This window comes from Stappia sp. G46H5W (assembly GCF_058448995.1).
Genome location: NZ_JBZFLL010000007.1, coordinates 166,096 through 184,808, shown reverse-complemented (window position 1 = coordinate 184,808; position 18,713 = coordinate 166,096). Strand labels below are relative to the sequence as shown.

At 67.8% G+C, this 18,713-nt stretch carries 13 protein-coding genes; 3 read left to right on the top strand and 10 right to left on the bottom strand.

Annotated elements, in window-relative coordinates; all coding sequences use genetic code 11:
* Positions 1-212: 212 nt before the first annotated feature.
* Both ACVJ6E_RS21620 and ACVJ6E_RS21615 read right to left on the bottom strand, forming a co-directional pair.
* Positions 213-2,648 carry a methyl-accepting chemotaxis protein gene (locus ACVJ6E_RS21620; RefSeq protein ID WP_208996908.1) on the bottom strand — a complete coding sequence of 812 codons (2,436 nt, stop codon included), beginning with the start codon at positions 2,646-2,648 and terminating at the stop codon, positions 213-215.
* A gap of 200 nt (positions 2,649-2,848) precedes the next feature.
* The gene (locus tag ACVJ6E_RS21615) at positions 2,849-4,564 is read right to left on the bottom strand and encodes a methyl-accepting chemotaxis protein (RefSeq protein WP_491676528.1); all 1,716 of its coding nucleotides are present in this window, start codon (positions 4,562-4,564) and stop codon (positions 2,849-2,851) included.
* Between the two features lie 524 nt (positions 4,565-5,088).
* On the opposite strand from ACVJ6E_RS21615, the gene ACVJ6E_RS21610 reads away from it, so the two are divergent.
* Positions 5,089-5,322 carry a (2Fe-2S)-binding protein gene (locus ACVJ6E_RS21610; RefSeq protein ID WP_120268410.1) on the top strand — a complete coding sequence of 78 codons (234 nt, stop codon included), beginning with the start codon at positions 5,089-5,091 and terminating at the stop codon, positions 5,320-5,322.
* Positions 5,312-5,797 (top strand): bacterioferritin, encoded by a 486-nt coding sequence (bfr, locus tag ACVJ6E_RS21605; RefSeq protein WP_120268411.1) that lies wholly within the window; start codon positions 5,312-5,314, stop codon positions 5,795-5,797. The genes ACVJ6E_RS21610 and bfr overlap by 11 nt, the downstream gene beginning before the upstream one ends.
* A gap of 14 nt (positions 5,798-5,811) precedes the next feature.
* Here bfr and ACVJ6E_RS21600 read toward each other — a convergent pair whose 3' ends face one another.
* The 4 genes from ACVJ6E_RS21600 to ACVJ6E_RS21585 form a co-directional block, all read right to left on the bottom strand.
* Positions 5,812-6,447, bottom strand: a complete 636-nt coding sequence (locus tag ACVJ6E_RS21600; RefSeq protein WP_120268412.1) for an ATP-binding cassette domain-containing protein — start codon at positions 6,445-6,447, stop codon at positions 5,812-5,814.
* Complete coding sequence (locus ACVJ6E_RS21595; protein WP_120268413.1) at positions 6,444-8,126, bottom strand: ABC transporter permease subunit; 1,683 nt, start codon at positions 8,124-8,126, stop codon at positions 6,444-6,446. The genes ACVJ6E_RS21600 and ACVJ6E_RS21595 overlap by 4 nt, the downstream gene beginning before the upstream one ends.
* Before the next feature lie 31 nt (positions 8,127-8,157).
* The gene (locus ACVJ6E_RS21590; protein WP_120268414.1) at positions 8,158-9,405 is read right to left on the bottom strand and encodes an ABC transporter substrate-binding protein; all 1,248 of its coding nucleotides are present in this window, start codon (positions 9,403-9,405) and stop codon (positions 8,158-8,160) included.
* A 104-nt stretch (positions 9,406-9,509) separates the two neighbouring features.
* Complete coding sequence (locus ACVJ6E_RS21585) at positions 9,510-9,995, bottom strand: Lrp/AsnC ligand binding domain-containing protein (protein ID WP_067220041.1); 486 nt, start codon at positions 9,993-9,995, stop codon at positions 9,510-9,512.
* A gap of 158 nt (positions 9,996-10,153) precedes the next feature.
* On the opposite strand from ACVJ6E_RS21585, the gene putA reads away from it, so the two are divergent.
* Positions 10,154-13,297: a bifunctional proline dehydrogenase/L-glutamate gamma-semialdehyde dehydrogenase PutA gene (putA, locus tag ACVJ6E_RS21580; RefSeq protein WP_120268415.1), complete on the top strand. Its 3,144-nt coding sequence runs from the start codon at positions 10,154-10,156 to the stop codon at positions 13,295-13,297.
* Positions 13,298-13,323: 26 nt separating this feature from the next.
* Here the strand turns inward: putA and hrpB are convergent, their stop codons facing one another.
* The 4 genes from hrpB to ACVJ6E_RS21560 form a co-directional block, all read right to left on the bottom strand.
* Positions 13,324-15,825: an ATP-dependent helicase HrpB gene (hrpB, locus tag ACVJ6E_RS21575; protein WP_120268416.1), complete on the bottom strand. Its 2,502-nt coding sequence runs from the start codon at positions 15,823-15,825 to the stop codon at positions 13,324-13,326.
* Positions 15,822-16,877 carry a glucokinase gene (gene glk / locus ACVJ6E_RS21570; protein ID WP_120268417.1) on the bottom strand — a complete coding sequence of 352 codons (1,056 nt, stop codon included), beginning with the start codon at positions 16,875-16,877 and terminating at the stop codon, positions 15,822-15,824. Before glk ends, hrpB begins: the two co-directional genes overlap by 4 nt.
* Positions 16,877-17,287, bottom strand: a complete 411-nt coding sequence (locus tag ACVJ6E_RS21565) for a methylglyoxal synthase (protein WP_280176077.1) — start codon at positions 17,285-17,287, stop codon at positions 16,877-16,879. Before ACVJ6E_RS21565 ends, glk begins: the two co-directional genes overlap by 1 nt.
* A 217-nt stretch (positions 17,288-17,504) precedes the next feature.
* Positions 17,505-18,377 (bottom strand): DUF1194 domain-containing protein, encoded by an 873-nt coding sequence (locus ACVJ6E_RS21560; RefSeq protein WP_120268418.1) that lies wholly within the window; start codon positions 18,375-18,377, stop codon positions 17,505-17,507.
* Between the last annotated feature and the right edge of the window lie 336 nt (positions 18,378-18,713).

Below are 18,713 nucleotides of genomic sequence, written 5' to 3'. Positions count from 1 at the left end.
TCGGCCGAATACCGCGCAAACCTCATCACCGTAATGGCCAAACGAGCAGTCGCTAAACTTAACAATTGAGAAGGCGTGGCCGCACGTCGACGGGGCATCAGGACCGGCATTGGCCCGGACAGCGCTGCGCCCGCACCACAAAAACACCACAGCCCGGATGGAAAACCATCCGGGCTGTTTTTTGTTCTCAAGCCGCTATCGGCTGACCGGGATCAGGCCGCTGCGACGTCGTTCAGGAAGCGGTCGATCTGGGCGCGCAGCTGACGCGTCTTCTCGCCGACATCGCTGGAAGCGACGAGAACCATGTCCGCCGAAGCGTTGGTTTCGGCGACCGCATTGGCCAGTTCGCCCATGTTGCTGGTGACCGACGTGGTCCCCTCGGCCGCGTTCTGGACGTTGCGCGAGATCTCGTTGGTCGCCGCACCCTGCTGCTCGACGGCAGCGGCGATGGCGGAGGTGTAGCTGTCGACCTCCTGCATCGTCTGGGTGATCGCGGCGATGGCCTCGACGGCCTCCTTGGTCTCGCCCTGGATCGCGGCGATCTGGGCGCCGATCTCCTCGGTTGCCTTGGAGGTCTGGTTGGCCAGTTCCTTGACCTCGGCCGCGACCACGGCGAAGCCCTTGCCGGCTTCACCGGCACGCGCTGCCTCGATGGTGGCATTGAGAGCCAGCAGGTTGGTCTGCTCGGCAATCGCCTGGATCAGGGTCACGACCTCGCCGATCTTCTGCGCGGCGGCGGCAAGACCCGAGATCTTCTCGTTGGTCTGGCGGGTGCCATGGCTCGCCTGGTTGACGACCTCGGTGGTCTGGCCGACCTGGCGGGCGATCTCGGCGATGGACGCGGCGAGTTCCTCCGCCGCAGTGGCGACGCTTTCCACATTGTGGGTGGCCGCGCCGCTTGCCTGGGTGGTCTCCTCCGCGCGCCCGGCGCTTTCGCCGGCAATGCGCGTCAGGTCACGAGCGGTTGCTTCCATGCCGGCGGCGGTGTCGCCGACGGACGACAGCAGTTCCTGGACCTGCGCCCGGAAGGAGCCGATCAGCTCGTCGACGCGTGCCTGACGGGCGGCGGCGGCCTGCTGCTCGAGTTCCTGCTCTTCCCGCATGCGGGCACGCTCGCGGGCATTGTCGCGGAACACCTCGACCGTGCGGCTCATCGCGCCGATCTCGTCGCCGCGCTCGGTACCGTCGATTTCCACATCGGTATCGCCTTCGGCAAGCCGGCCCATGATCTCGGTCAGGCGGCGCGTCGGGCGGGTGATGGCAAGCGACAGGACGATGGCGACGGCAATGCCGAGGCCGACGACGCTGGCCAGCGTGACCACGATGGTCCAGAAGCTGGCCGTGCCCGAGCCGGCAGCCCGCTCGGCCTGCTCGCTGGCGAGCGAGGTGATCTGGCGACGCATGTCGGCGGTGACGCCCGCGAGTTGCTGCGAGGACGTACGGACGGCCTCGAGGCTCTTGAGCATGTTCTCGAAAGACGTGCGGTAACCGTCGATCTCGGTCTGCGCCAGCTGCACCTTCTCGGCGACCCCCGGGAACTGGCTGGCCGAGGCGGCGAGCGTTCCGGCAACGAAGCTGAGTTCGGAAATGTCGCGCATCACGACTTCGGCATTGGTGTCGCCGAAGCCGGACAGGAAGCCGAGCGTCGTCGACTTGACCGCAAGGGCCTGCCGCGACAGGTCGCTGGCATTGGCCGAGACGAGGTCGACCTTGATCAAGGCGATGTCGCGGGACTGGACATCCTGCTGGATCGCATCGATGGCCTTGTAGGCGGACGTCTGGACGTCCTTGGCCGCCGCGACGATGTCTTCCAGCGTCTTGTTGACCTGGCCGCGCAGCTTGTGAACATCGGCGAAGGACGTGGTGCCGGCCAGCGTGGTGAACTGCTCCTGAAGCTCGGCGGAGCGGCTCGCCAGCAACTCGACGCTCGCCTGGTCGACGCCGTCGACGCGGGCATTGGTCAGCGCACGCGCATTGTCGCGAAGCTTCTGTGCTTCGGCCATTGCCTCTTCCAGCAGGCCGTCGGCGGTCGAGGTGGTCGAACGCAGGAACATGTACTGGGTGCGCAGCGCCTCTTCGCGCAGTGCCACGACGAAGCGGATGATGTCATCCGCCTTGCGCCGCGTGGCGGCAGCCCGCAGGCTCTCGCGCTTGGCATCGCGGCGGACGATCTGCATGTCGCCGTTGATCTGCTTGGACAACTCGCCGAGGCGGGCAATCGAGGCGGCCAGTTCGCCGTTCAGTTCCTGCTGGCGGCTGGTCTCCGAGCCTACATCGGCGAAGTTGTTGCGCATGACCGAGACGGCCTCGATGGCGGCAGACACTTCGCTGCTGGCGGTCGCATCGCTGGCGACGGACGCCTTCAGTGCCTCGAGCTCCTTGGCGAGATCGCTCACGGCGGCTTCGGTCTTTTCAGCGTCCTCCGCCTTGCGGCTCTGGAGGAAGGTCTCGCGAGCGGCAGAGACCTCCTGCAGGCTGGCGACGACACCGGTTGCGATTCTAGACGTGTTCATCTGGCTGGTCAGGCCGCCGATGGCCATGGTGCCGACACCGCCGAGAACAGCCGCAAGAAGCAGTACGATTGCAAAGCCGCCACCGATCTTGGCGGCAAATCCGAGATTGCCAATCAGGCCCAACAGCCGGGACATAAACTACCCTCCACACCCGTTCGTTGTGGAACCCTAGGCGTGCGTCGGTGAATCTTCGGTAAAATCCGGGGGAATTTTCTCCAGAAAACAACTTAAGCGATTCCAAGGGCTTGAAAAGAAGCGGCGCGCCCACGGAGAGGCGCGCCGCATGTCGTTGGATAAAATCGCCGGTTGTCGCCCGGCGACGGCGAAACCTGTGCCTATGCAGCGGCCACGCGGGCCAGGAACCGGTCGATTTCGCCGCGCAGGGCGTCGGTGTTGCGGCTCATGGCGCCGGAGGCGTCGAGAACGTTGTCGGCGGCGGCCGACGTGCTGTCGACGGTGTGGGCGAGCAGCTCCATATTGCGGGTCACGGCGCCGGTGCCTTCGGCCGCCTGCTGCACCGAGCGGGAGATGTCGCTGGTGGCGGCACCCTGCTGCTCGACGGCGGAGGCGATGGAGGCGGTGTAGCCGTTCACTTCCTGCATGATCTGGGCAATCTCCCCGATGGCGGCGACCGCCTCGCCGGTCGAGCCCTGGATCGCGGCGATCTGGGCGCCGATCTCCTCGGTCGCCTTGGAGGTCTGGTTGGCCAGCTCCTTGACCTCGGCGGCGACGACGGCAAAGCCCTTGCCGGCCTCGCCGGCACGGGCGGCCTCGATGGTGGCGTTCAGCGCGAGAAGGTTGGTTTGCTCGGCGATGGCCTGGATCAGCGAGACGACCTCGCCGATCTTGTGGGCGGCTGCGGCAAGGCCCGCGACCTTCTCGTTGGTGGAGTGGGTCCCCTGGGTGGCCTGGTTGACGACCTGTGTGGTCTGGCCGACCTGGCGGGAGATCTCGGCGATGGAGGCGGAGAGCTCCTCGGCGGCGCTGGCCACGGTCTGGACGTTGCCGGTGGCGGCGGAGCTGGCCTGCGAGGTCTCGCTGGCGCGCTCGGCGCTTTCCTGGGCGGAGGCGGACAGGGCGCGGGCGGTTTCGTCCAGCCCGCTGGCCGTTTCGCTCACCGTGCCGATCAGTGACTGCACCTTGTCGCGGAAATCCGCGATGAGCTCGTCGACTTCGCTCTGGCGTCGGCGGCTCTCGCCGACGAACGTCTCGCGGTCGGCCGCCAGCTTCTGCCGGTCGAGGGCGCGAGCCTTCAGCACGTCGATGGCCGAGCCGAGCTGGCCGATCTCGTCCTTGCGGGCGGTATAGGGCACTTCGACGGCGAGATCGTCATCGGCGATCCGATGGGCGACCTCGGCGAGCTGCGGGATCGGCTTCAGCAACCGGCGTGTCAGCAGTGCCATGCCGCCAACCGCAACGACAATGATCGGCAGGAAGGCGAGAGCCAGCTTGCTGGTGACCGCATCCATCAGCGCGTTGATCGTCGCCTTGCGCACGCCCGCATAGAGAATGCCGGAGATCTCGCCGGACGGCGCATAGATCGGCGCATAGATCGTGTAATAGGGCGTGCCGAGGATCACCGCCTCGCCGCGGAAGGTCTGCCCTTTGGTGACAACCGGATAGACCGCACCGTTCTGGCCGAGCGGGGTGCCGACGGCACGGTTGCCGTCCGGCTTGATGATGTTCGTGGTCTTGCGCCAGAAGTCACGGCTTTCAGGGTCCCACTTGAAGACCGTGACGGTTTCGCCGGTCATGCGTCCGATCTTGTCGATCATCGAGTGATCGGAAATCTCGTCGGGAATGCTCTCCATCACGACGCGATCGACATTGCCGTCCGCTCTCCAGGTGACGGTCGTGCCGGGCATGTCGCCGGAGACGATGGTCGCGGCAACGCGCAAGCTCGCATCCTGCCGGGTGACGGCATCGTGCGTGATGCGGTCAGAGATCACCATGTACATGACCGTACCGACCGTACCTAGAGCGAGCACGATCATAAGCGCGGCGGCCATCGATACGATGGAGACCAGATTGAGGCGCGAAAGCAGGCCCATCACCGTTCTTCCCTTCCTTGCAGGATCATTTCCGTTTCTCTAGGGAAAGAGTTATGGGCGGGAAGTGTAAAATTGTTGTTATTGTCTTGAGCGGTTGAATTGACAGGAAAAACGCTCCGAAATGGTGTTGCGTTGCAGCAAGAGGCGTCCTTTCCCGCATGCGCGTGCCGCAAGGTCCGGGCCTTGTCGAACCGGTCAGGGCGCGCGGCGAGCGCGGTTAGCGGGAGGTCTATATTGATCTCATTCTATGCAAATGGATCTGCGGGGAAGGAAACCTGCGGGGACGGTGCATGAGGCGGTCGCTGCACTGCTGGGTCGAGCCAGACTGTTGATGCCATTGGAAGAAATTGTGCGTTGCGAACGCCTTGAAGCAAATGATGTCGTGACAGCGGGACGGCATCGCGACATCGTATTTCGACATGCGCAAGGCAACGGGTTTGCATCGCGTCGGAGCGTCCCATATGTAGTGTCGAAAGTTCAACTTTACGAAGAGGGCCGGTCGGAGAGGCTGGCCGGGATCCAACGTGATCGTCTGTTCCTGCAATGTCCTGACGGACAAGGAGTTGCGCAAGGCCGCGCGCGAGCTGCAATCGGGTCCCGACCGCGTGGTCGTGACGCCCGGCGCAGTGTTCCGTGCGCTCGGCAAGCGCCCGCGTTGCGGCAGCTGTTTCAGCACCGTCATACCGATCATTCACGAGGAAGCACCGGCGGACAAGGGCACGCCGCCGGCAGCGGGGGAGAACCGCGATGAAGGGTGATGCCAGGGTAATCGAGTATCTCAACAAGGCCCTTCGGCATGAGCTGACCGCCGTCAACCAGTACTGGCTGCATCATCGCATGCTGGAAGACTGGGGCTACGGCAAGTTGGCGGCAAAGGAACTTGAGGAGTCGATGGAGGAGCGGGCGCATGCCGACCAGCTCATCGAGCGGATCCTTTTCCTGGGCGGCTTTCCCAACATGCAGAGCCTCGATCCGCTGCGCATCGGCCAGTCGCTGAAGGATGTGATGGAGGCGGATCTCGCCGGCGAGTATTCGGCCCGTGCGCTCTACAAGGAGGCGCGCGAGGTGACGCTTGCGGCCGGCGACTACGTCTCGAAGCTTCTCTTCGAAGAGCTATTGGCCGACGAGGAAGCCCATATCGACTACCTGGAGACGCAGCTCCAGCTGATCGAGCAGATCGGCATCGAGCGCTACGGCCTGCTGCAGTCTGCGCCTGCCGAAGCGGCAAGCTGACCGCAAGGCCCGCCTCAGCCGTAGTCGACGATCGGACCGGCGGCGGCCTCCGCATCCGCCCGGTCGTGGGTGACGAGAAGTACGGGCAGGCCGCGCTCGCGCGCCTTGGCGAAAACGAGCTGACGGATCTGATCGCGCAGCGCTGCATCCAGCCGGGAGAACGGTTCGTCGAGCAGCAGCGCTCGCGGCTGCGATTCCAGCACGCGCATCAGGGCGACGCGGGCCTTCTGGCCGCCTGACAGGGTGGCCGGGTCGCGGGCTTCAAAGCCGGCAAGTTCGACATCGGCAAGCGCGGCAGCCACGGCCTGCCGCCGCCTCGCACGCCCGTGCAGCGCAGCCGGCAAGGCGAAGGCGATGTTCTCGCCGACGCTCATATGCGGAAACAGCAAGGGATCCTGAAACAGCAGCCCCAGCCGGCGCTGGTGCGGCGGCAGGCCGGTAAGCTCGGTCTCGCCGGACAACACCCGGCCGCAGGCGCTGAAGGCCGGATCGAGGAAGCCGGCCGCGTGGGCAAGCAGCGTCGACTTGCCGATGCCGGAGGGGCCCATCACCGTCAGCACTTCGCCGGGCGCAATGGCGCGGTCGAGCGAGATGAGATCGTGCCCAGCGAGCGTGATCCGGACCTTGTCGAAGATGAGGGCATCGGTCATGCGGTGGTCTCGTTCTCCCGCCGGCGCCGATGGGCGACACCGGGAACTGCCGCTGCCAGCAGGAAGGCGGCGAAGGGAAGCAGCATCTGCAAAAGCGCGTAAATGCCGACCAGCTGCCGGTTGCCGCCGGCGGCCAGCGCCACGGCCTCGCTCGTGACTGTCGACACCCGTCCCCCGCCGATCAGCAGCGTCGGCAGATACTGTGCGACGGAAACGGCAAAGCCGAGCGCGGCGGCGGTCGCCACCGCCTTGCGCGCCAGTGGCAGGCGGACCCTCCAGAAGGTGCGGGCGGGCGAGGCGCCGAGCGCCCCGGCCATATGGCCGTAGCGGGGGTCGACCGCGCGCCAGGGGTCTGACAGCGCCAGGAAGACATAAGGCAGCACGAAGACCATATGGCCGAGCGCGACGGCAAGGAGGGTGTCGTGCAGCCCCGCCATCAGGAACAGGACCTGCAGGCCGAAGACGAAGGCGATCTGCGGCACGATCAGCGGCAGGTAGAGCAGCGGCAGCGACCGGTGACGGATGGTGCGGCCGTCGCGCGTTTCGCCCTCCAGGCATGCGAGCGCGAGCGCGATCGCCACGATGACCACCGGCAGCGCGATGGCGATGGTGGTGGCGATGGCGTTTCCCGCTGCGCTCGCGTGCATCGTCCAGGCGCGAAGCGTCAGGACGTCGGGCAGGGGATCGGGAAACCGCCAGGGGCCGGCCACCGACCACAGCGCCAGAAGCGCAAGGCCCGAGAGCATCGCTGCGGCGAGCAGCGCCATGGCGCTCCCGGAAAGGGCGGCCGCCAGATGCTCCGCCGCGCTGCGTCGGCCGCTCTCGATCCAGCGGCGGCCGAGACTTGCGGCAAGTCGCTCGCCGATCATCCATAGCAGGATGGCAAGGAGGCTGAGGCCGAGCTGCGCCAGCGCACCGGCCGAGGCCATGAAGCGCAGCGACAGGTCGGGGTCGTTCATCCATCCGGTCAGGCGCACGGCCAGCGGCGGCGGTGTGGTCGGTCCGAGGATCAGCGCCACGTCGACAACGGACGTGGCGTAGGCAAGAACGGCGAAGACCGGCAGGCGGATCTGCGGATAGATGCGCGGCAGCACGGTGGTGAGCCAGGCAGCAACCGGCGCATAGCCGAGGCTCGCCGCCACCCGCCGGCTGCGCACAGGGTCTGCCTGCGGCAGGGCGGCAAGAAGCATCAGGAACAGGAACGGGATTTCCTTCGCCATCAGCCCGAGCGTCATCGTCAGCCCGAGCGGGTCGCCGACGATCAGCACATCGGGCGGGCGCTGGAATCCGGTTGCCCAGGGCGACAGCAGCCGCATGACGAAGCCGGAAGGGGCGATGAGGAAAGCTAGGCCGAAGGCGGCGGCCGCATGCGGCACGGCCATCAGCGGCGACAGAAGCCGGCGTACTATGCAGAAGAAGCGGGTGCCCTCGAAGGCGGCAGTGAACAGGACAACGGCCGCGAAGGCGCCGAATGTCGCCGCCAGCCCGGTGCCGAGCGAAAGCGCGGCTGACAGGCCGATGCCGGGCTGGGCGAGGAACATGCGTAGCGGCGCGAGCGATACGGTGTCGCTGCCAAGCGCCGGCACATAGCCGACAGCCGGCAGCAACGTGCCGAAGAGCCCGGCCGCCACCGGCCCCAGCATCAGCGTCAGCGCCAGGACGGGTGCCAGCCTCAACATGACCGGCCGGGCCTTTCAGTCGGCTGCCGACTCACTGCGAGGCGTAGCGAGCGGACCAGGCGCGCTCCAGCTCCACCATCCAGCTGGCATGCGGCTCCTCGATCACCGGCCCGAGCTCCTCCGGAGACAGGGTGGCGATGCCGAGATCCAGCGCTGCGAAGCGCTCGCGCTCCGCTGTCTCCAGCCGTTCGACCGCGAGCACTGTGGGGTCGCCCCAGATCGCCGGGTCCTGCTTGCGCGCCTGTGCTTCCGGCGACAGCAGGAAGTCGGCAAGGACGAGCGCGCCGGCCTTGGCGCTGGCATTGAAGGGGATGGCGAGGAAATGGGCGTTGCCGATGGTGCCCCCGTCCAGCACGAAGGTGCGCACCGTGTCGGGCAGTTCTCCGGCGGCGATGGCCGCGGAGGCGCCTGCCGGATTGAATGTGAAGGCGATGTCGATCTCGCCGTCGGCCAGCAGCTGGCGCAGGGCCGGCTGGTTCTGCGGGAAGGCCCGGCCCTGCCGCCACATGTTGGGATGCAGCGCGTCCAGATAGGCGAAGAGCGGAGCGACATCCGCCTCGAAACTCGCCGGGTCGACGGGGCGCGACAGCTTGGCCCGGTCGGCGATGGTGGTGGCCAGGACCTGCTTCAGGAAGGTCGAACCGTGGAAGTTGGGCGGCTGCGGATAGGTGAAGCGACCGGGATGGGCCTTCACATGCTCGGCAAGCGCGGCAAGCGTCTTCGGCGGTTCTGCCAGTGTCGCCGTGTCGTGCATGAAGACGAGCTTGGCCATGCCCCACGGGCTTTCCTGCCCGTCGGTCGGCTCGGTGAAGTCGGTGACGACCGCCGGCTTGTTCTCCACATCGACCAGCGGCCAGTTCGGCAGCTTTGTCGCCCAGCCCGGCGACATGAGCAGGCCCGCCTTCTTCAGCGATACGAAATTCTCGCCGTTGATCCAGACGAGGTCGACGGCGCCGCCGCTCTCCTGGCCGGCCGCCTTCTCAGCGACGATGCGCGAGACGACATTGGCGGTGTCGTCGACCTTCACCTGCTCGACCGTGATGCCGTGGCGCTGCTGCAGCTGTTCGCCTGCCCAGGCGATATAGGCGTTGATGCGCGGCTCTCCGCCCCAGGCGTGAAAGTAGACGGTCTGCCCTTTTGCCTTTGCCAGCACATCGGTCCAGTCGGCCGGATCCACGGCCTCGTCGGCGCGGCTTGCGAAAGGTGCGAGCGGCAGGGTCAGCGCTGCGGCCAGCAGGGCGCCGCGCACAGGCCGCGACAGCAGGCGGATGATGGTCATCTGGAGTTCCCCTTCCCGTTTCGCATGGTGTCGCAAGCGCTTGCGATGACGGTCAACACACGGCTTCGTGACGCCGCCGTGCCTGCTTCCGACGTCGCCGGCAGCTACAGGGGCAGCACGTGCGTGTCCTTGATCTCTTCCATCACCGCATAGGTATGCGTCTCGCGAACGCCGGGAAGATCCAGTACCGCATCCGCCAGCAGCTTGCGATAGGCGGCCATGTCGGAGACGCGCGCCTTCACCAGATAGTCGAAGCCGCCGGCCACCATGTGGCACTCGAGCACCTGCGGCACGCGCTTCACCGCCCGCGCGAAGGCGTCGAAAACGTCCGGCGTCGTCCGGTCGAGCTTGACCTGCAGGAACACCAGGAGCCCCTGGCCGAGGCGCAAAGGATCGAGCTCGGCGGAAAAGCGCAGAATGTAGCCCTCACGGATCAGCCGCTTCATCCGTTCGGCCGTGGCGGTCGGGGAAAGGTTCACTTTCGCGGCAAGGTCCGTGGTGGTGATGCGCCCGTCGACCTGCAGCACTTCGAGGATACGGCGGTCGATCCGGTCAAGTTCCGTGGATTGTGCGGCAGTTTCCGATTTCACGGGTTATATTCCATTATGAATGCCAATCTTTGCCGGAATTCACGGCATATACGGCAGTATAATGGGATAAATCCCCGGGAGGCGAGCGTTTCTTCGGGGGTAAAGCGGCCGGACGGATCGTCCGCCGCCTGCGTGTCCTCCTTTGCCCTGGAGCCGTCATGAGCCCTGCCCCGGAACGTGCGCCTGTCGCGCTGTCGCAGACCGATCTGTCCCCCTTCCGCGCAACCTTCGCGCCGTCCGACGAGAGTGCCGTTCGCGGCCTGCTCGGCAAGGTCGCCTTCGACGAGGCCACCGAGGCTCGGGTCGACGACATTGCCTCCGGCTACATACAGTCGATCCGGTCGGCCATCGGCGGTCTCGGCGGCGTCGAGGACTTCCTGCGCGAATACGGCCTGTCGACCCGTGAGGGCCTGGCGCTGATGGTGCTGGCCGAGGCGCTGCTGCGCGTGCCGGATGCGGCGACGGCCGACAAGCTGATCGAGGACAAGCTGGCCGCCGCCCGGTTCGACGAGTCCGAGGGCGGCCCATCCGACACCTGGCTGGTTTCCGCCTCGTCCTGGGCGCTTGGCGTCACCTCGCGCCTGCTGCATCCAGGCGAGCAGCCCAACACGATCCTCGCCTCGCTGGTCAAGCGCATGGGCATGCCGGCGGTGCGTGCGGCGACGCGTCAGGCGATGCGCATCCTCGGCCACCAGTTCGTGCTCGGCGAGACCATCAAGGGCGCCTTGTCGCGGGCGAAGGGGCAGGAAGCCAAAGGCTACCGCTATTCCTACGACATGCTGGGCGAGGGCGCCCGCACGGCCGGCGACGCCGAGCGCTACTTCCGATCCTATGCGGATGCGATCGAGGCCATCGGTGCGGCCGCCGGCAAGGGCGAACTGCCCGCCCGTCCGGGCATTTCGGTCAAGCTCTCCGCGCTGCATCCGCGCTACGAGGCGGTGAAGGGCACCCGGGTGCGCGATGAACTGGTGCCGCAGCTGCTCAAGCTCGCCCAGGCGGCCAAGCGCCACAATCTGAACTTCACCGTCGATGCCGAAGAGGCCGACCGGCTGGAGATCTCGCTCGACATCTTCGCGGCTGTTGCGGCCGATCCCTCGCTCGCCGGCTGGGACGGCTTCGGCCTTGCCATCCAGGCCTACCAGAAGCGGGCACTGGAAGCGGTCAACTGGATCATCAGCCTCGCCGAGCGGCTGGATCGCCGCTTCATGGTGCGCCTCGTCAAGGGCGCTTATTGGGACACCGAGATCAAGCGCGCCCAGGAGCGTGGCCTTGAGGACTTCCCGGTCTTCACCCGCAAGGCGGCGACGGACCTCTCCTATCTCGCCTGCGCCCGGGCAATGCTCGGCGCCCGGCCGCGCATCTACCCGCAATTCGCCACGCACAATGCGCTGTCGGTCGCGCAGATCATCGCCATGGCCGGCAACGAGGGCGGCTTCGAGTTCCAGCGCCTGCACGGCATGGGCGAGAGCCTGTACAAGACCGTGACCGAGCGCGACGGGCATCCCTGCCGCATCTACGCGCCGGTCGGCGGCCATCGCGATCTGCTCGCCTATCTGGTCCGCCGGCTGCTGGAAAACGGCGCCAACTCGTCCTTCGTCTCGGCGGTGGGCGATTCCTCCGTCCCGATCTCGCGTCTTCTGGCCCGCCCGCATGACCTCTTGGCCGGCGGCACCCGCGCCCGCAACCCGCGGATCCCGATGCCGGCCGCGCTCTACGGCGAGAGCCGCAACAACTCGAAGGGCCTGGAGTTCGGCCTTGCCCGCGACCGCTCGCGGCTGGTCGAGGACATGGCCAAGGCCCCGCGCCAGGTCGAGGGCGCAGGCCCGCTTTATCCGGGCGCGAAGGCGCGCGGCAACGAACGCTCGGTCCTGTCGCCGGTCGATGGCGCGACCCGCGCGGGCACCGTGCGCGAGGCGACGGCGGACGAGGTGCCGGCGATGTTCGATGCAGGGCTCAAAGGCTTTGCCCGCTGGTCGCGCACGCCCGTCGACCAGCGCGCGGCGGCCATTGCTCGCCTCGGCGACATGCTGGAGGCGGAGACACCGCGGCTGATGGCGCTGCTCGCCCGCGAGGCCGGCAAGACCCTGCCCGACGGCCTGGCCGAAGTGCGCGAGGCGGTCGATTTCTGCCGCTACTACGCGGCCGAGGCGGTGAAGCAGTTCGGCGAAGGCACCTTGATGCCCGGACCGACCGGCGAGGAAAACCGCTACCGCCTGCGCGGCCGCGGCGTCTTCGTCTGCGTCTCGCCGTGGAACTTCCCGCTGGCGATCTTCCTCGGCCAGATCACCGCCGCGCTGCTGGCTGGCAATACGGTGATTGCCAAGCCGGCCGAGCAGACCCCGCTGATCGCCTTCGAAGCGGCGAAGCTGATCCATGCCGCCGGCGTGCCGGAGGATGTGTTCCTGCTGGCTCCCGGTGGGCGCGAGTTGGGCGCGGCGCTGGTTGCCGAGCCGCGCGTTGCCGGCGTCGCCTTCACCGGCTCGACCGAGACCGCCTGGGCGATCAACCGGTCACTTGCGGCCAAGCGCGGCCCCATCGTGCCGCTGATCGCCGAGACCGGCGGCATCAACGCCATGCTGGTCGATGCGACGGCGCTGCCCGAGCAGGTCTGCGACGACGTGATGATGTCGGCCTTCCGTTCCGCCGGCCAGCGCTGCTCGGCGCTGCGCCTGCTGTATCTGCAGGAGGACGTCGCGGACAAGCAGCTGGAAATGCTGAAGGGCGCGGCGAGCGAACTGTCGCTCGGCGATCCGATGGATCCGGCGACCGACATCGGCCCGGTGATCGATCTCGAGGCCCGCGATCGCTTGCTCGCGCATGTCGAGGAGATGCGCCGGAGCCAGAAGGTGCTTTATGCCGGCGAGGCGCCCGGTGGCACGCTGGCGCGCGGCACCTGGGTGGCCCCGCATATCGTCGAGCTGGACCGGCCCGACGCGCTGACAAGGGAGACCTTCGGCCCAATCCTGCATGTGGTGCGCTACAAGGCGTCCGACCTGCCGAAGATGCTGGAGACCATCGCGGCGACGGGCTACGGCCTGACGCTCGGCGTGCACAGCCGCATCGATGCGACGGTGGCGGCCGTCGTCGACCGCCTGTCGGTCGGCAATGTCTATGTCAATCGCAACACCATCGGCGCTGTGGTCGGCACCCAGCCCTTCGGCGGATCCGGCCTGTCCGGCACCGGCCCGAAGGCCGGCGGCCCGGCCTATCTCGGCCGCTTCGCGCTGGAGCAGGTCGTCTCGATCAACACGGCGGCGGCCGGCGGCAATGCCAGCCTGATCGCCATGGCCGAGGAAGACTGAACGATGCCGACCGGGTCAGGCTCGCGCTACTTGCGCGGTTTGGCCCGGTTGGTCGCGGCCGCCGACAGCGGGTCGTCCGGCCAGGGATGCTTGGGGTAGCGGCCCTTCATCTCCGCCTTCACCGCCGCCCAGGATCCGCGCCAGAAGCCGGGCAGGTCGCGGGTGATCTGGATCGGCCGGTGGGCCGGCGACAGCAGTTCCAGGATCAGCGGCACGCTGCCTCCCGCAATCGCCGGATGCCGGTCGAGGCCGAAAAGCTCCTGCACCCGGATGGGCAGAGTCGGCCCTTCCTCGCGGTCGTAGTCTATCGGAACATGCGATCCCGAGGGCGCGGAGAAATGGCTCGGCAACAGCCGGTCAAGTTCACCCAGCCGGTGTTGCGGCAGCAGGGCCGCGAGTGCATTGCCGAGGAGCTCCGCATCGAGCGCCGATGCGCTGCGCACCCCTGCGAGATAGGGGCCGAGCCACGCGTCCATGGTTTCGCTCAAGGCATCGTCGCCAAGGTCCGGCCAGGCCTCGGCTTCGGCGGCCGGCAGCAGTCCGCGCAAGGTCACGACCCGGGCGCGCAGGGCCGCCTGGGCCTTGCTCCAGGGCAGGGCGCGCGCGCTGCGCGCCTTGAGGAAGGCAAGGAGAGCTGAGGCGACGGCTTCCGGATCGGGATTGGGTTCGACAGCCTCGCGCAGCACCAGCCGGCGATAGCGGCGCAACCGCCGCGCCCTGACAGAGCCGGAAGCCTCGCAGGCGACCTGCACCTCGTCCTCGATCTCGCCGGCAAAAAGCTGTTCGATCTCCTCGCGCGAGATCGGGGCGGCGAGAAGGATGCGTCCGCGCGCGGCATTGCCCTGCAGGTCGGCGACGACGAGAAACGGCTCGCGGGCCAGCGGATCGGCCTCGTCGACGCGGCCGCCCCGGCCATTGGCCATGCGGAAGCCGCCGCGCCCGTCCTGTGCCTGTGCCACCCGGTCGGGATAGGCAAGCGCCAGCAGCCTGCCTGCCGCTTCCGTGTCGCCTGCCGCCGACGGCTCCGCTTTTGCCTTCGATCCCTTGGCGATCAACGACTGCCAGCGCTGGGCCATGCCGCGGGCGGCCGTGCTACGCGGATCGCGGGCGCGGCGAAAATCCATAAGGCGGTGGCGCAGATCCGCCGAGCGCCCGCCGAGCCCCTGTTCGGAGAGGAGGGCCGCAATCTCGCAAGCAATCCGGCCGTTCCCGGTTTCGCCCGCCCGCACCAGCATATGGGCAAGCCGAGGCGCCAGGGGCAGGGCGCGCATGCGCTCGCCCTCCGCCGTCAGCCGTCCCGTGCCGTCGAGCGCTTCCAACCGCTGCAACAGGGTGGCCGCCTCGCTCCAGGCGGCCGCCGGCGGCTGGTCGGGAAAGCGCAGGGCCGCCGGATCGCTCACGCCCCATGCGGCCAGGTCGAGCGCCAGGCTGGAAAGGTCGGCCTCCAGGATCTCAGGCCTGTCGTCTGCCGGCAGCGATGCGGTCTGTGCCTCGTCCCAGAGCCGATAGCAGATGCCCGGCTCCATGCGCCCGGCGCGGCCGCGCCGCTGGTCGGCGGCGGCGCGCGAGGCCCGCACGGTGGCGAGCCTTGTCAGACCGGTTGCCGGCTCATGGACCGGCACGCGGGCGAGGCCGCTGTCGATGACGACGCGCACGCCCTCAATGGTCAGCGAAGTCTGGGCGATGGAGGTGGCGAGCACCACCTTGCGCCGGCCGTTTGCCGCCGGGCGAATGGCGGCATTCTGTTCGGCGCCGGTGAGGGCGCCGTAGAGCGGGGCAAGGTCGGCATCGGCCGGCAGTTGCGGGCCGAGCATGTCGGCGGCACGGCGGATCTCGCCCTGCCCGGGCAGGAAGGCGAGGATCGAGCCGGTCTCTTCCGCCAGCGCCTTGCGCACCGCAGATGCCACTTGAGCTGCGATGTCGCGGTCGCCGTCGCGCCCGAGATAGCGGGTCTCGACCGGAAAGCTGCGTCCCTTGCAATGAATCACCGGCGCACCGCCGAGATGGCTGGCAACGCATGCCGCATCGATGGTCGCGGACATCGGCACGATGCGCAGGTCCTCGCGCAGGGCCCCTTGGGCGTCGAGCGCCAGGGCAAGGCCGAGATCGCCGTCCAGAGACCGCTCGTGGAACTCGTCGAAGAGAATGCAGGCAATGCCCGAAAGCTCGGGGTCCTCGAGGATCATCCGGGTGAAGACGCCCTCGGTGACCACTTCGATGCGCGTGCGGGCCGAGACTTTCGTCTCCAGCCGCACCCGGAGGCCAACGCGCCCGCCGACCTCCTCACCGAGCAGCGAGGCCATGCGGGCAGCCGCCGCGCGGGCCGCGAGCCGCCGCGGCTCCAGCACGATGATGCGTCCGTCGCCGCGCCATTTGGCGTCGAGCAGGGCCAGCGGCACGACCGTGGTCTTGCCTGCGCCGGGTTCGGCCACCAGCACGCAGGCAGTATGCGTCTCCAGCGCGGCGAGCAGGTCCGGCAGCACCGCATCGATGGGAAGCGGCGGGCGCGTTGCGGCAGTCTCGCTCATTCTGGGGTCGCGGCAGGGCCTGTTGCGCCGCCGAGGCTCCAGTGCCGGCCCTCAAGCTCCACCGCAAAGAGCGTCGGGGTGCGGGCAAAGCTTGCAAGGCCCTCCAGCGCCGGATTGCTGTGGCGGATCAGGAAGGTCGGGATCGTGGCGAGCAGCGCGGAATGCGGGGCCTTTGCCTCGAAGGAGGCTCGAAAGGCGGGATGGGCCAGGTAGGTGTCGATGCGGCCGGGAATGCCGCCGCCGAGAAAGACGCCGCCGCGCGCCAGGAAGGTGAGGGCGAAGTCGCCGGCAACCCGGCCGAGCGCCCGCACGAAGATGTCCATCGTGCGCAGGGCGATCTCGTCGCCGGCATCGGCGGCCTCGGTCACGTCGCGCGGGCGCTCGAAGGCGCGCTCGGTCCCCGCTTCCGATGCAACGGCCCGCGACAACCGAAGCAAGCCGGCCCCGCTGATGATGCGTTCGGCGCCGATCCGCCCCTCCTGCCGCTCGATATGCGGCCATACCCGGTAGTCGGTCTTGGAGACGGGGCCGAGCTCCATGTGTCCGCCTTCGCCGGGGATCGGGATCCAGGTGCCTGCGGTGTGGATCATCGCAGCCGCACCGAGGCCCGTGCCGGGGCCGAGAACTACCTTGGCTCCGTTCGCCTGTGCCGTCCCGCCGCCGATCTGGCGGACGTCGTCGCCCTCCAGTCCCGGCAGGGCCAGCGCCTGCGCCTCGAAGTCGTTGAGCACCACGACGCTTTCCAGGCCGAGCCGGCGGATCAGATCCAGCGGTTCGATCACCCAGTCGGCATTGGTCATGGGAATGCGGTCGCCGGTGACCGGGCCCGCCACCGCCAGCACCGCGGTACGCGGCATCACCGAGGTGTGGTCCAGCACCGTGGCGATGGCGGCCTCGGCAAGGCCGGGAAAGCCGGCGGTCGGCACCGAGCCATAGACCCTGGTCGCCGCGTGGGTGTCGGTGACCATCGCGAAGCGCGCATTGGTCCCGCCGATGTCGGCGACCAGCACGGGAAAGCGAAAACCGCGGAGACTGGGCGGGGAAAGGGTCATCACGCCTGGGGTATGATCTCGGGAGTTGTCGAGGTGGTGGGCAGGCCGGCAAGGCGCGCCGAGCGCAGCAGGATATCTGCTGTTGCCCGGTTCAGCGCCATTGGGATGTTGTAGACGAGGGCGAGGCGCATCAACGCCTTGACGTCGACATCGTGCGGCATGGGCGACAGCGGGTCGACGAGGAAGATCAGCCCTTGCAGCCGTCCTTCGGCGATCATCGCGCCGATCTGCTGGTCGCCGCCGAGCGGGCCGCTTTTCAGCCGTTCGATGGTCAGGCTGGGACAGGCTTCGAGGATCCGGCCTCCGGTGGTGCCGGTCGCGACCAGGCGAAAGGAGCCGAGCTTGTCCTCGTGCGACCTGGCGAAGGCGACCATCTCGTCCTTGCGCGCGTCATGGGCGACCAGCGCCAGTGCGGGCTTGGCGGGACGGGTGTCGGGCAGGGGGCTCGCGGGTCCGGTCAATGCGTTCCTGTTCGCTCTTCAAGGTCAGGTGCGTAAGCGGATATGTATCCTTTCCAAGGATGTACCCGCTTACGCGCCGGGTGGAAAGCCGGTCCTGCCCGGCTTTTCCTTGCGGGCCCGTCCGCAAGGCACCCTGCCTGCCGTTGCCAACAGGACAGTGCGGGGCTCAATCGTAGAGCCCGCAATTGACCGGCTTGCGTCCGCTCGCCCGGTGCACCAGCGCGGTCTCCGGCATCAGGCCGGCGATCTCCAGAACCAGCTTCATGCGGATGGCGTCGGCAAACTGCTCGCGCGAGCGCACCGGGATGAAGAAGTGGCCGGGGCCGCCGATCACACAGTCCTCGTAATAGGCGTCGACATTCAGCATGGACTGCCAGGCATCGCGCTCGGACTTCATCATCAAGGGAAGTCCGTTGATGGTGATGCCGGCGGCGATGGCCTGGTCGCGGAACAGCGCGACCTTGCCGCCCTGGTTGTTGGGTCCGTCCCCGGAAATGTCGATGACCTTGCGCAGGCCCTCGAACCGGTTGGCGGCGACCATGGCGGTTGCCTGCGACAGGGCAGAAGCAATGGAGGTGCGCTGGCGCTGGCGCAGCGGGGCCTCGGCGATCTTGGCGGCAAAAGCCGCCGCGGAAGGGGCGTCGGTGATCACCGACCAGTCGGCGACGATGAACTGCTCGCCCGCGCCGCCCCATTCCATGTAGGTCACCGCGATCCGGCCGGTCGGGCCGTAGCGGATCGCGTCGATCACCTGCGGGGAGGTGAGGGCAGCGACATAGCCGGCGCGCTGGACCTCCTGCTCCTCCCTGTCCATCGACTGGGAGATGTCGACGGCCAGAACCAGCTCGACATCGACCTCGCGATCAGGGTCGTAGCCATAGCCGAGCAGCGGGGCGTTGCCGGCCGCTGCGGCCGAAAAGGTCGAGAGTCCGGCAAGGACGAGGGCGGAGAAGAGCCAGCCGGCGAGTGCAAGGCACGAGCGGGCTATGCGGTCAGGCAGGCTGTGTCCTGCCGTCGGGGAGAGACGTGGCACGCACATGGTCGAAACTCCTTCAACCGGTGAAGGGCTCCCGCCTTGTCAGACGCTCCTCGTTGCGTGCCTTATCTTGCGTCCGTTCCCTCTCCCGACCGCACCCCTGCGGCCTCCTTCCGGCGCTCTGGCGACAAGGACAGATCAGCAAGAGCCGTGCCAGACGCTACGGAAAGCAAAGACCTGTGCGAGCGAGGGCACTCCGACGGCGGCTGATCCCGAGTGGCACCCTGTGCGCCTGCCAATAGCTCATGGCGATCAGCCGGTTAAGAAACCGACCCGGCGATTCTCGGGCCGCATTCCGCAGCGTGCTTGGGGAAGGAGGATGCCTGCCCTTTCGGCAAA

Excerpts from the sequence above, each read along its gene's own strand:
- ACVJ6E_RS21620 (WP_208996908.1), bottom strand. The coding sequence starts at position 2,648 with ATGTCCCGGCTGTTGGGCCTGATTGGCAATCTCGGATTTGCCGCCAAG.
- ACVJ6E_RS21615 (WP_491676528.1), bottom strand. The coding sequence starts at position 4,564 with ATGGGCCTGCTTTCGCGCCTCAATCTGGTCTCCATCGTATCGATGGCC.
- bfr (WP_120268411.1), top strand. The coding sequence starts at position 5,312 with ATGAAGGGTGATGCCAGGGTAATCGAGTATCTCAACAAGGCCCTTCGG.
- ACVJ6E_RS21600 (WP_120268412.1), bottom strand. The coding sequence starts at position 6,447 with ATGACCGATGCCCTCATCTTCGACAAGGTCCGGATCACGCTCGCTGGG.
- ACVJ6E_RS21595 (WP_120268413.1), bottom strand. The coding sequence starts at position 8,126 with ATGTTGAGGCTGGCACCCGTCCTGGCGCTGACGCTGATGCTGGGGCCG.
- ACVJ6E_RS21590 (WP_120268414.1), bottom strand. The coding sequence starts at position 9,405 with ATGACCATCATCCGCCTGCTGTCGCGGCCTGTGCGCGGCGCCCTGCTG.
- putA (WP_120268415.1), top strand. The coding sequence starts at position 10,154 with ATGAGCCCTGCCCCGGAACGTGCGCCTGTCGCGCTGTCGCAGACCGAT.
- hrpB (WP_120268416.1), bottom strand. The coding sequence starts at position 15,825 with ATGAGCGAGACTGCCGCAACGCGCCCGCCGCTTCCCATCGATGCGGTG.
- glk (WP_120268417.1), bottom strand. The coding sequence starts at position 16,877 with ATGACCCTTTCCCCGCCCAGTCTCCGCGGTTTTCGCTTTCCCGTGCTG.
- ACVJ6E_RS21560 (WP_120268418.1), bottom strand. The coding sequence starts at position 18,377 with ATGTGCGTGCCACGTCTCTCCCCGACGGCAGGACACAGCCTGCCTGAC.